Source organism: Paraglaciecola sp. (assembly GCF_039942875.1).
Taxonomy (GTDB): Bacteria; Pseudomonadota; Gammaproteobacteria; order Enterobacterales; family Alteromonadaceae; genus Paraglaciecola.
In genome coordinates this window covers 33,287-46,367 of the sequence record NZ_JBDVBQ010000016.1, presented here as the reverse complement: position 1 = coordinate 46,367, position 13,081 = coordinate 33,287, and the positions used below count along the sequence as shown (strand labels likewise).

12 protein-coding genes are annotated in these 13,081 nt (G+C 40.3%); 5 read left to right on the top strand and 7 right to left on the bottom strand.

Going from position 1 to position 13,081, the window contains the following annotated elements; all coding sequences use genetic code 11:
- Nucleotides 1-21: 21 nt before the first annotated feature.
- A complete protein-coding gene (locus ABJE44_RS04675; protein ID WP_348113644.1) occupies nucleotides 22-1,608 on the bottom strand; it encodes a M28 family metallopeptidase in 1,587 nt (528 codons plus the stop codon).
- A gap of 167 nt (nucleotides 1,609-1,775) precedes the next feature.
- Here ABJE44_RS04675 and ABJE44_RS04670 point away from each other — a divergent pair, with 167 nt between their 5' ends.
- A complete protein-coding gene (locus tag ABJE44_RS04670) occupies nucleotides 1,776-2,594 on the top strand; it encodes a TIM barrel protein (RefSeq protein WP_348113524.1) in 819 nt (272 codons plus the stop codon).
- Between the two features lie 71 nt (nucleotides 2,595-2,665).
- On the opposite strand, the gene ABJE44_RS04665 is transcribed toward ABJE44_RS04670, so the two are convergent.
- From ABJE44_RS04665 to ABJE44_RS04655, 3 genes are all read right to left on the bottom strand, one after another.
- Nucleotides 2,666-3,316: a peroxiredoxin-like family protein gene (locus ABJE44_RS04665; protein ID WP_348113525.1), complete on the bottom strand. Its 651-nt coding sequence runs from the start codon at nucleotides 3,314-3,316 to the stop codon at nucleotides 2,666-2,668.
- Between the two features lie 245 nt (nucleotides 3,317-3,561).
- A complete protein-coding gene (locus ABJE44_RS04660) occupies nucleotides 3,562-3,807 on the bottom strand; it encodes a ribonuclease E inhibitor RraB (protein WP_348113527.1) in 246 nt (81 codons plus the stop codon).
- Between the two features lie 3 nt (nucleotides 3,808-3,810).
- On the bottom strand, nucleotides 3,811-3,948 hold the full coding sequence (locus ABJE44_RS04655) for a hypothetical protein (protein WP_348113529.1): 138 nt from the start codon (nucleotides 3,946-3,948) through the stop codon (nucleotides 3,811-3,813).
- 99 nt (nucleotides 3,949-4,047) lie between these two features.
- On the opposite strand from ABJE44_RS04655, the gene ABJE44_RS04650 reads away from it, so the two are divergent.
- A complete protein-coding gene (locus ABJE44_RS04650) occupies nucleotides 4,048-5,244 on the top strand; it encodes a serine hydrolase (RefSeq protein ID WP_348113531.1) in 1,197 nt (398 codons plus the stop codon).
- A 146-nt stretch (nucleotides 5,245-5,390) separates the two neighbouring features.
- Here the strand turns inward: ABJE44_RS04650 and ABJE44_RS04645 are convergent, their stop codons facing one another.
- Nucleotides 5,391-5,900: a hypothetical protein gene (locus tag ABJE44_RS04645; RefSeq protein WP_348113533.1), complete on the bottom strand. Its 510-nt coding sequence runs from the start codon at nucleotides 5,898-5,900 to the stop codon at nucleotides 5,391-5,393.
- Between the two features lie 248 nt (nucleotides 5,901-6,148).
- Between ABJE44_RS04645 and ABJE44_RS04640 the strand changes: the two genes are divergently transcribed.
- Entirely contained in the window at nucleotides 6,149-7,282 is a 1,134-nt protein-coding gene (locus tag ABJE44_RS04640) for a helix-turn-helix domain-containing protein (RefSeq protein ID WP_348113535.1), read from the top strand.
- A 147-nt stretch (nucleotides 7,283-7,429) separates the two neighbouring features.
- On the opposite strand, the gene ABJE44_RS04635 is transcribed toward ABJE44_RS04640, so the two are convergent.
- Both ABJE44_RS04635 and gorA read right to left on the bottom strand, forming a co-directional pair.
- Entirely contained in the window at nucleotides 7,430-7,795 is a 366-nt protein-coding gene (locus ABJE44_RS04635; RefSeq protein ID WP_348113537.1) for a hypothetical protein, read from the bottom strand.
- An 840-nt stretch (nucleotides 7,796-8,635) separates the two neighbouring features.
- Entirely contained in the window at nucleotides 8,636-9,982 is a 1,347-nt protein-coding gene (gene gorA / locus ABJE44_RS04630; protein WP_348113538.1) for a glutathione-disulfide reductase, read from the bottom strand.
- Nucleotides 9,983-10,225: 243 nt separating this feature from the next.
- Between gorA and prlC the strand changes: the two genes are divergently transcribed.
- Complete coding sequence (gene prlC / locus ABJE44_RS04625; RefSeq protein WP_348113539.1) at nucleotides 10,226-12,265, top strand: oligopeptidase A; 2,040 nt, start codon at nucleotides 10,226-10,228, stop codon at nucleotides 12,263-12,265.
- 106 nt (nucleotides 12,266-12,371) lie between these two features.
- Nucleotides 12,372-13,061: a DNA-3-methyladenine glycosylase I gene (locus ABJE44_RS04620; protein WP_348113540.1), complete on the top strand. Its 690-nt coding sequence runs from the start codon at nucleotides 12,372-12,374 to the stop codon at nucleotides 13,059-13,061.
- Nucleotides 13,062-13,081 lie beyond the last annotated feature (20 nt).

Below are 13,081 nucleotides of genomic sequence, written 5' to 3'. Positions count from 1 at the left end.
TATTTACAAGCCACACTTGGGCTACTTTGCTAAATCGACTTCTCGGGCGGTTTTAAAATCTGAGGGCATTTTCCACTTTGGCCAAGCTCTTGAGTTGGCTAACTTTTCAGTAATATTTACCATCAACTCAATATCTTGCTGTACACCACCGAGTGACCAAGCAGCAGAGTAATCATCGGCAGCTTTATGATATTTATGGGCAATATAATCAGGATCGGTATCTCCTAAACTCATAAACAACAAACTTGGTACGCCTTGTTTAGCCATAGAAAAATGATCAGAGCGGAAGAACAAACCATTTTGAGGACGAGGATCAAGTTTCACCCTACGGTTTTGTGCAGCGGTTGCGTCAGCTAGATAATCTTCCATTTCTGATAAACCATCGCCGTACTGCAGAATATAATCCACCTTATCAAGCACGTTCATGCCATCTATATTTAACAAGGCCACCATATCTTTAGTGGCAATGATTTCGCCTTTTGAAAACTGTTCTGACCCAATTAAACCGGTTTCTTCTGCGGTAAAATTAATAAATAAAATCGAGCGTTCAAAAGGGTTAACCTTGTGCTTAGCCATTAATATTCTGGCCATTTCTAACGTGCCCGCTGTACCCGAAGCATTATCAACCGCGCCGTTATAGATAATATCTCCTTGAGGTGTACTTTTGGTACCAAAATGGTCCCAGTGTGCCCCAGCTAAGATATATTCGTTGGGGTACTTACTGCCAACAATTTTGGCAATAACATTATGCGAGGTAGCATGGCTAATCTCATTCTTTAGAGTCAAATTAGCTGTTTGCTTTAACGTCACGGGGCTAAAAGATTTTGTTAAAGCCTGTTGCTTAAGTGCTGAGTAACTAAGGCCTGATTGTTCGAAAATTTTCTCAGTAGCGGCTAACTGCAGCCAGCCCATAATAGGTAACTTAGAGACGTTATTCGCGTCATCTACTAGCGTATATTTACTGCCCGTGTTAGAACTTTCGACGACACTCCACGGATAAGCTGCAGGTGCCGTTTCATGTACAATTAATACCGCTTTTGCTCCTTGGCGGGCTGCTTCTTCATACTTGTAAGTCCAGCGACCATAATAGGTCATCGCATTACCAGTAAATAAATCAGGGTTTTGAGTAGCAAAGCCAGGATCATTCACCAATACAATAACGGTTTTGCCTTTTACATCGACATCAACATAGTCATTCCAGTTGTACTCTGGAGCGTTAATGCCATAGCCCACAAATACCAAAGGCGTGTTATCTAATTCAATTTTTTCGCTAATTTGCTCAGTGCGGGCCGTAAAATCAGCGCCAGATTGCAAAGATAAGTCGCCAATTTTCAACATAATATTTGGGTCAGGGGTAATCTGCGCCATAGGCACAGCTTGATAGTAATGCCCTAATGGTGAAGTACCGACGCGGTTAGGGTTTCCCCCCACTAAGCCTATTTTTTGGTACTCGTTCGCCAAATATTCAATGGTGAGAGCTTCACCTTTTGTTAAAGGTCCGCGACCTGCAAATTCGTCAGAAGCGAGTACTTTAATATGCTGAGCTACGCTAGGTAGATCAACCTTATATTTGTTAGACTCTGCAAGAGTATAAAAATTAACCAACATAAAGAAAAGTACCGTTATAGGTTTAAACGTGACAACACAAAAGCGGCGAAAGAGTATAGGTGACATTTAAAGTGTCTCTTAATTATAATGAGACAAGTTTATCGCAGTTGCTTTTACACTTCTAAAGAAAACCGCACTTACCCTACACATTAGAACACGAGACATACATGAAGCTGAATTTTCATAAATCATTCTGGGAAGCTCCCTGCACTACCGAACAAGAATTAAAAGCTTTAGTAGAGCGAACCCATGCAGACGGGTACCAAGGTACTGAATTATTTCTCCCGTTTTTTGGCTTTGATGCAGAATTCACATTAGCTGCCCATCGCAAACATTTTCTGAATATCATCACGGGGATAGCAACCGAAGGTAATAATGTCGCAGAGCATCTAAAAAGCATGGAGACGCAAGTAGAAAGAGCACTATCGTTTAACCCTATACTTATTAACAGCCACACCGGTAGAGATATTTTTAGTTTAGAAGACAACCTACAACTGTTTGAACACGCTCTAGAATTAGAGCAAAAATACAAAGTTATAATTACCCATGAAACCCACAGGTTTAGACCTACCTTCAGTACATTTGAGACTGAAAAAATAGTCTCTGCCCTACCAGAATTAAAATTAAATTTAGACATCAGTCACTGGATGGTTGTGCACGAGTCTGACTTAGGGGATCAATTAGCTAGGTTAGAAAAAATATTTCCTCACGTGCATCATATTCATGCTCGAGTGGGATTTGAAGAAGGACCACAGGTAACTGACCCACAAGACTCACTCTGGGAAAGTCACGTAAATAATCACGTGAACCTATGGCAAAATGTGATAGATTTCGCCCAAAAGCGCCAGCAATCATCTTTCACCATCACACCAGAGTTTGGTCCATTTCCTTATGCCCATGTCCAGCCACAATCACATCAGCCTATTACTGATATCTGGAAAGCAAATAACTTTATGAAACAACATTTGCAAGACAAACTGATTTAAGCGCTAAAGTTTAGAAAATAGTCCGTTACTGTGACGAACTATTTTCAAGTTAGGGAGGATTAACTTTAGATTTAACCGAGGCTTTTAAGTTGCTCGACAATATCGTCTGGCTCAGAACGGTTGCGATAATCAACATCCACAAAGCGCCACACTATATCGCCCGCTTGATTAATAATAAACGTAGCAGGAATAGGTAAAATACTGCCATTACCATTGTTAATTTTTTCAAGATCTAGGCCGCGGTCATTCTTCATGTGCTCAGTAAGTACTGCTGGCACTTGCCATGCCACACCAAAGGCTTCTGCTAATTTGGCATCTTGATCAGACAAAACTGGGAAGGTAAGCTCTTGTTTTTCAACAACACTTAATGACTCATCTGGCACCTGAGCACTAACTGCCACCAGCTCGGCATTAAGCTCATGTATTTCAGATAAGCGCTGACTCACGGCTCTTAATTGCAAGTTACAATAAGGACACCAACTGCCCCTGTAAAAGGTAACAACCAGAGCCCCTTTATCTAGCAAATCACTAGACTTTACCTGAACACCATTTGCATCAGGTAAAATAAAACTTGGGGCTTTACTACCAACTGTTAAAGCACTGTCACCTTGTTTAAATGCTACTGCATCTGCTAAAAGCTTATCTACTTTCTGGGCGAACTCAGGGTTACCTTGGCGGGTTTTGTCGATTTGTGCATTTGTTTGACTTCTAAGACTTGTCATTAGTTAACCTGAACATTTATTTTAAGGAAAATTGGAGGCTGATTTGAAATTAGAGAACCTCATTCAAACTAAGGCGTCTGACTACAAAGACCACCCAAAGTTCTATATTGGGAGGCTTATAAGTAGAGATTGTATTGCTATAGAATGATTTAAAGTTCGAGTCAGCGAATCTACTTAGAATCAATCAAAACATTAAGCCATCTTAAGGATTGCTCAGGTACCAACCAAGAAAATTTGAGTTAGGCCTAAAGTGAATCGACCATAAACCCCCAACCATCACTCACGCCACCGTATTTATTGGCTATTCCGGCAAAAGCATACTCAGCCATGGTTATGGATTTGTGGGTGGGCACCATTTTTCGGGATACACATACTGATATTGGGTCAAGATCTACGTATATATCGACTTCAACATCTAAAAATATTTCTACTACCTCATTAGCCATACTTTTTGCTGATTGTTCATCTTCAAACAAGTGGCAAAAATCCACTACCTACTCTTTATCTAGATCAACACCGCTATCTTTAAATTGCTGTAAAACCTGTCCGTTGGCATCATTTGGAAAATCCCTTGTTTGTGCACAAGCAGTTACAAATAAAACCATGAGACTAGAAAATATAATACGTATCATAAAACGCCTAAAATTTAGTTTATAAAACTATAGAAAATGGCGAACAGAATATAACTTTACTCTACAATACTTCACCAATGTATTTAAATGGGACTTATCATGAAAACAGGGACAAAGTGGTCACTCAGAGTTTTTTTAACACTGTTAATTGTTGCAGCAGTTAGTTGGTGGGCAGTGGGCCCAGATTGGCGAGCCTTTTTGTCCGACCCACCTACAGATACAAGAATTCTTTTTTGGAGCCAAAGTCAACGAGACGAGGGCTTTAAGCTGCTCGATCAATTGCCTTGGTTAGTAAAATCACGAGACATCACACCCAGTAAAAACGTGAGGCCTTTACCAAAGGGAGAAGCCATTTCATTAAGCCAAGATATTAATGCCTTTTTTGAAGAACAAAGTTTATCTGGCGCATTAATTTTACATAAAGGCAAAATACGCTTCGAAAAATACGGTTTGGGGCACTCTGTAGACAAACGTTGGACTAGTTTCTCAGTGGCTAAATCTTTTACGTCAAGCTTAGTGGGTATTGCCCTAAAAGAAGGCCATATATCAAGTCTTAACGACAAGGTATCTCAATACATTGTTGGACTAAAGGGCTCAGCCTATGACGATGTCACAATTGAACAATTACTGACAATGACATCTGGCGTAGCATGGAACGAAAGCTACACTGATCCAAACTCAGACGTATCACAATTTAACTTGCACCAAGCTGAAGATGGTTTACCTACCATTGTTAGTTACATGCGCCAACTCAAAAGAGCCCACCCACCTGGTGAAAAATGGAGTTACTCTACTGGCGAAACCAACCTAATAGGTATTTTAGTTGAACAAGCAACAGGCCGTAATCTGGCCGGTTATCTTACCGAAAAGATTTGGCAACCCTTTGGTATGGAAAATAAAGCAAGCTGGTTATTAGGCGCAGACGGCTATGAAATTTCCGGTTGTTGTATTCAAGCAAGTTTACGTGATTACGCACGTTATGGCTTATTTATCTTAGAAGGGGGCACCATAAACGGTGAATCGGTTTTCCCCGATGACTGGTTGGCAAAAGCCACAAATAAGCAAGTCGATATAGGCCGAGATGGCAAAGGTTATGGATATCAATGGTGGACATTTAATGATGGCAGCTTTACCGCCAGAGGCATTTTTGGGCAAACCATTTTTATTGATCCTAAACATGATTTGGTCATCGCTTTTAACGGTAATTGGTTACACGCCAGCGATCCCATATTAAATGAAAAACGCTTTAACTTTATTGACCTAATCAGGGCGTCAATAGATGCAGAAGCTAATTAGTGAATACATTTGCGCCCGAAGATCTAACTCCTCGGGCAAGTCTACTGCCCTGCCAATAAGTTGCAGTAGATTATCCAATACCTATTTTAGTAATGGCTTAAGCGCAAATTAAAAACTTGAGAGTTTGCTAATCATGGCTTAATTTGTCAATTCATCGATAACCGCTCTTGTTTTTCTGCATTAATCGACTTAATCACTAACTCACGATTATGCAGTAGCAAGGGATTGGTATTATTCATCGCGATAGCTTTATCATAATGATATTTAGCTTGAAGGTATTCTCTTTCGCTATGAAGAAGTTGAGCTAATGTTACGTGAGCTCTGTATGAGTCGGGATTAAGACTAACAACTTTATTGAAATCTCCTATGGCATTTTGTGTTTCTCCTTTTGCCATAAATACAATCCCTCTATTGAAGTAAACGTTTATCTCAGACTCTCTGGGTAGCCAATCACTGAGTAAAACAGTGCTACATGAAGCTACATTTGCTTTATCTACCGACTCTTTATGTTCGACTAGTTGGGTTTGTAAAAAGCAGTTGTCTAGCAAATCATTCATTTGCCCTACCGATAGGTGATTACCAGCAAAGGCTAGGTTGCTATAAAATACAACAATAGACAATATCCCAAGGCATAGCGTTTGTGTTGAGTAAGTCATAATAAAATTCCTAAAGTATGTGTCAGTTAATTACAGATAGTTGAAATAAATTCACATTCACTTTAGGTAGTAGAATTTTATGTAACGCTCGGTGAGTAGCAAAACCAGCAACCGAACGTTCGTTTACAAGCAATTCAGCTAACCGAACCTTTTTTACCAAGAAAAATAATTAGAAACTAGAATAAACGAATGGAAGATGGCATAAACAATTCAATGAATAATTCATTTCTACGACAGAGAGCCGTGCAGTGTTTTCGTATGTATTAAATTTTTATGATTTTATGGTATTAACAACTGCAGTAGTTGCGTCACTTTATATTATCCCTCTACTCATCAAACGCGATAAAACATCTAGTGACTTACTACTTTGTTGTTTTCTTCTTAGTCAAGGCGCTATATCTGTAAATATCGTTTTGCTATACAACGAAACTATTGGCCCTCAAACTTTAAATACACTTTACCCATATCATGCTGTTTTATTAACGTTGCTATATGGCACCCAAGGCTTTTTACTACTTTGTTATAGCAAAGCAATGATTGGAGAACCTATAAAGTTAAATACCAAAATAAATATTGGGGGAGCGCTATTTGTATTACTGATCATAGGCTTCGGAGTTTTTCGCATCATTCAGATTAATGCACCCAGTAAACTTTTTATGCCATGGTTTTGGCTAGTATTACCTTTATCCATAGTGCTTGGTATTAAAGCATTAGTTCGTCTTAAACGTTACGATATTAGAATACGGCAGCGCTTTTCTAATATTGAAAACCTGAGGCTCTCTTGGCTATGGTTTTGCGCCTTAGGTTTCGTTTGTGTATGGGGAATTGTCTTAGCTAGTTCTGTATTTGGTTATTTAGGTAATGTACTAGGCAACCCTACACTGCACCAGTTATCAAAAAATTTAGGGTCTATTAGCAATCTCCCCCCTATGCTATTGATGAGTGCTATGGTGGTATATGGTCAAACCTTGAGGATTAAGGTTAGCGACATATCGAATGACAATAAAGAGGCTCAAACCAAGCCTTACAAAGCAGTAGAAGAGCAAAAATCGAAACTAGAAGATCTTATGTTGAGGGTGAAAATATATCAGGACCCAGAACTAAGGTTAGACGGATTAGCTGATAGTATGGGCCTATCGCCCCGCAGTGTGTCGGCCTTGTTGAATGGTTACTATCAAAAAACTTTCTATGACTTTATTAATTACTATCGGGTGTTAGACGCAAAAAAACAGCTAAGTAACCCCGAATTCAATGACAAAACTATTCAACGGATCTTTGAAGATGCAGGATTTAACAGTAAAACCACGTTCAATACACTATTTAAAAAACTGACAGGCGATACACCCTCAAAATTTAGAAAAGAACACGCCAATACTGGATAGCGTACTGTTACATTAGTAGCTTTACGCAGTTACTTTGAAACCTAGATTCAGTTAATTTCTACAGTACCAAAAAACAAATAACAAGACTCAATATCTTTGACCTCTATAAATTTTTCGCCTGCCTTTTAACAAACTAATTAAGAAAAACTAAGCACCTATCACACCAGGAAAGCCAGAATGAGGCGGTAACGACAATATTTCATTCGCAATTGCTAGCTCATACTTAGCGGCATCAACCACACCACTATCCAAATATCTTGAAGCATTTTTTAAACGCTTGATAACCTGTTGATACCGTAATTGTGAAGCAACATTTGCATCAGCAGCTAGATTGTTTTGCGCTGCGATACGTATATCTTCAACCTCAACAAATAAATGCTTATGGTTTGAATCAGCAAGACTAGAACTAGCATAATTATCGAACTCTTGTACTTCGTTATAAACAAGCGGGCTAGCACCAACAACGCCAACCACAAAAGTACCAGCTACCAGTATTCTAGTAATAATCTTCATATTCACATCTCCTCCAAGGGTTTACATGTAGTGCACTAAATCGAGCTAACACATTAGATATACAAACCTTATTGCAGACGTTATGCCAAATAATGACAGGCTAAAAAGCCATGAAGTGACAGTGAAGGAAATTACTTTAAACAATAAAAATCAATACGTTACAAAAAACAAAAACTAAAACCTTCTAATCCCACAATCAATACAACTAAATCAGCCATGTAATTTTTACGAAGGCTATGAAAATGGTACAGAGGAGAATTAAAAGAGGTAAACGAGTACTTTTTTAAAAGTGACTGCCTTTATAAAAATCGATGGGCTAAAGCCCAACCTACAAGTTGTTTATACACTTTTTTTGATGTGCAAAGCTCATGCTTTTGATTCACGCGACTGAAACTTACCCTAAAAATTCCTGTCCTTGTCGGATGGCCAAATATGGACATCTGGACAAGAGCATCTTTTATAGCATGGATGCGACTTATGCCCGTTTCGACATTAAAGGATAGGAATTTTTAGATTGGATAAGTTTGTGGAGCACGGCTTCTTTTGCTTACTTTTCTTAGCTGTTGAAGAAAAGTAAGCTGGACGAAATGGATTTCGTTTGAAAAAAGCCATGGATGGCATAAGCGCAGCGAATAAGTGTGCGAAGCACATAAGTGAATGCACTGTCGCGCAGCGATGCCCTTAAATCTTTAGGCTTTAGGCTTTAGGCTTTAGGCTCAAAAATCTTAAGCCCAGCGGCCAGCGAAAAAAAGCCCCGCGATAGCGAGGCCCTTAATCAATGTATTAACTCACCGAGTAAGCAACTAGCTTAGCGCCAGTTCAAGCTTACACAATGCAAATCTACATAGTGACGTATTCTTCACCAGACGTAGGGTGAATAGCCACACAAGCGTCAAAGTCTGCTTTGGTTGCGCCCATTTTCATGGCTACGCCAAAGCCTTGTAAGATTTCATCCATACCAAAACCAATACCGTGTATACCTACCACTTTTTGGTTGTCGCCAGCACAAATTAACTTCATGCGTGTCATTTGGCGATGCTTAGTAACGGCCGTATACATTGCCGCAAAGCCTGAGTTGAAGACAGTAATGTTGTCTTCACCGTATTCTGCTTTAGCTTCTGCTTCACTTAGCCCCATAGTGCCAATTGGCGGGTGACTAAATACCACTGTAGGTATTAAGCTGTAATCCATGTGTGCATCAGTTTGGCCATTAAACAAACGTTCTGACAATAAGCGACCAGACTTAACAGCAACAGGCGTTAGCTCAACATAACCAATGTTGTCTCCAACTGCATATACGCCTTCAACACTGGTGTTTTGATATTTATCTACCTTGATGTAACCACGGTCGGTTAACTCAACGCCAATTTTATCTAAACCAATTTTATCGGTAGCTGGCTCACGGCCAATGGCCCAAATCACGCAATCGGTTTCGATTTTATCGCCGCTTGCAAATTCAATGGTAAGCGAACCGTCAGCATTTTTAAGCACTTGGGTAGGTGTTGCATGAGTATGTAGCGTAGGACCATCTTGCTCCATCAGCTCAACTAACGTCTCTGACAACATGGTATCAAAGTTACGTAATGGTGCATGTTTACGCACCACTAAATCTGTTTTGGTGCCAAGGGCATGCATTACACCAGCAAGCTCTACAGCAATATAACCCGCGCCCACCACTACAGCCCGTTTAGGTTGCTCTTCAAGTTCAAAGAAGCCATTTGAGTCAATACCCAACTCTGCACCAGGAATATTAGGCTGAACAGGACGACCGCCCGTAGCGATTAATATGTGGTCAGCTGTATATTGCTTACCGTCTACTTCAACTGTGTTTTTATCAACAAAAGTAGCGAAACCTTTTATTAAGGTGACGCCATTTTTTTCAAAACCACCGCCGTAACTGCCATGAATTCGCTTGATATAAGCTTCACGGCTATCAACTAAGGTTTTCCAATTAAACTTATTAACCGTTACGTCAAAGCCATAATCTGGAGCATATAAATTAATAGCTTCTGCTACATGGGCACCAAACCACATGACTTTTTTGGGTACACAGCCCACGTTAACGCATGTGCCACCTATGGCAACCGCTTCTATTACTGCGGCCTTTTTGCCGTGTTTGGCTGCGCGATTTGCTGATGCAATACCACCGCTGCCACCACCAATACATATAAAATCGAAATCTGCCATAAGTCTGCCTTAATAAAAATAGTAATAAGAAGATAATGCCTATTTGCAAAAAAGAACATCGTATTTTTTCAATTAATATAATCGAGTAAATCAATGTAGGCATTCATATTCTGTAAAAGAACCTTATTAAAACAAATTAATTACACAGAGTTAAAAATTTATACTGGTATCACGGGTCTACTATTGAGATTTACTGTAATCAACCCAACCTTTGAAAGTAACTTAACGTAAAAAGAAGTTTTTATGACGAACCCAATTAACGATTTATCTGGCCTGCCTCAATTTTCTGCCATTAAACCTGAGCACATCCAACCTGCCATCGAAGACGCGATAGCAGCCTGTAAAACTAAAATTTCTGAGTTATTAAGCAAACAAAATTATAGCTGGGAAAGCTTAGTGGCTCCCATCGAAGAAATTGACGACCAGCTAAGTCGAAAGTGGTCACCTGTGTCACACATGAACTCAGTGGTCAGCAATGATGCACTTCGCGAAGCCCACGATGCCTGCTTACCTGCATTGTCAGAATACGGTACTTGGGTAGGACAAAACGCAGATTTATATAATGCCTACTGTGAAATTGAAGCCAGTAGTGAATTTGCTGATTTGTCAGAAGCCCAGCAAAAAGTCATTACCCAAGCGATACGTGATTTTAAATTGTCTGGGGTAGCCTTAGACGATGATAAAAAAGCCCGTTATGCCGAAGTGAAAAGTCGCTTATCTGATTTAGGCTCGACCTTTAGCAACAATGTAATGGATGCCACCTTAGGCTGGCAAAAACATATCACAGACCCAGCAGACTTCGCTGGTTTACCAGAGTCAGCTTTAGGCGCGGCTAAACAATTAGCACAAAGCAAAGAACTTGATGGCTGGGTATTTACATTGGATATTCCCAGTTATTTACCGGTTTTAACCTACGCTGATAATCGCCAGCTCCGTGAAGAAATGTACCGAGCTTATACCTCAAGGGCATCAGAGCAAGGTCCAAATGCTGGTAAGTGGGACAACACCGAGATTATTAACGAAACCCTAACGTTACGCCAAGAGCTTGCAAAACTACTAGGCTTTAAACACTTTGCTGAATATTCACTAGCAAGCAAAATGGCCAACTCTAGCGAGCAAGTTAATGGCTTTTTGATTGATTTAGCCAATCGCTCTAAACCACAAGCACAGCAAGATATTGATACGCTGACAAGTTATGCCCAAGAGCATTTTCAAGCATCAGATTTACAAGCTTGGGATTTTGCTTACTACAGTGAAAAACTAAAAGAGCAAACCTACAAAATATCTGACGAACAATTACGACCGTACTTCCCCCAAGACACGGTGGTAAAAGGCTTGTTCGAAGTTATTTCAAGGCTTTACAAGTTAACTGTTACTGAGCGAGAAGGCGTTGACACGTGGCACAAAGACGTACGCTTTTACGATATCAAAGACGAGTCTGGTGAATTAAGAGGTAGCTTTTACTTAGATTTATACGCCCGTGAGAAAAAGCGCGGCGGTGCATGGATGGATGAATGCCAAGTACGCAGACAAAAATTAGACGATACACAGCAGTTTCCTGTGGCCTACCTAACCTGTAACTTTAGTGGCCCAGTAGGTGACAAACCAGCCCTATTTACCCACGATGAAGTCGTAACCTTATTCCACGAATTTGGTCATGGCATTCATCACATGCTAACCAAAATCAATGTGGGCGGTGTATCAGGTATTAACGGTGTGGCATGGGACGCAGTAGAGCTACCTAGTCAGTTTTTAGAAAACTGGTGCTGGCAGCCAGAAGCTCTAAGCTTTATCTCTGGCCACTATGAAACTGGCGAGCCATTACCACAAACCTTATTAGACAATATGTTAGCTGCCCGAAACTTCCAGTCAGCTATGCAGATGTTAAGACAGCTAGAATTTAGTATTTTTGATTTTAGTCTGCACGAAAACTTTATCGATGCAGAACAAACCAATGTACAAGCCTGGTTAGATCAAGTTCGTGAACAAGTGGCAGTATTGACTCCACCTAGCTTTAATCGCTTTCAAAACAGCTTTGGCCACATATTTGCAGGTGGATATGCCGCAGGTTACTACAGCTATAAGTGGGCTGAGGTATTGTCGTCAGATGCCTTTAGCCGCTTCGAAGAAGAAGGTATTTTTAACCCTCAAACCGGACAAGACTTTTTGCAAAACATACTCGAAATGGGCGGCAGTAAAGAGCCTATGGAGGTGTTTGTCGCCTTTAGAGGCCGCGAGCCCGAAGTTGATGCACTATTACGTCACTCGGGCATTGCCGCATAATTTAGTTTGCCCCCCAAACTAAAAACACTAACTTGCGCCACGCTGTAAACTTAAATTTATAGCGTGGCGTATACCCAGTTACCGCCCAACAGATGTTAAGCACACCATGGAAAATTTAGAAAAATTTAAAGATATATACCAGCGAGCTTGTGAGCGAAAAGGTGGCCCTAAAGTACTAGAAGCTATGTTAGGTAAACCTTTAACGCCTGCAGAATTACAGCAAATTGGTGACGACCGTTTTTTAGCAGAGTTTACCCAAAAAGTATTTCAGTCTGGATTTGTGTGGCGTGTGGTTAGAAACAAATGGCCTGATTTTGAGCGTATGTTTTTTGGGTTCGCGATTGAAAAAATCTTATTGATACCTGATGAAATGCTAGAACAAAAAGCAGCTGACCCCAGCATTATTCGCAACTTCACTAAGGTGAAAACCATACGCGACAATGCACAAATGATTGACAGTGTAGCCCGTGAACATGGCAGCTTTGCTAAGTTTGTGGCTGACTGGCCCAGCGATGATATTATAGGTTTATGGGCTTTTCTCAAAAAGAACGGCGCTAGATTAGGCGGCAACACTGGCCCCTATGGTTTGCGGGCCATTGGTAAAGATACCTTCTTACTCACCAACGATATTGTGGGCTACTTTACCCAAAGAGGCATAATCTCAGGCTCTGCTCAATCAAAACGCTCACTTACCGCGATACAACAATCCTTCAATGAGTTACAACAACAAAGCGGACGCTCGTTACAAGAATTAAGCTTAATTATTTCTAGAAGTGTTGGCGATAATATTCTCTAGTAAGCGACTAGCATAGGTGT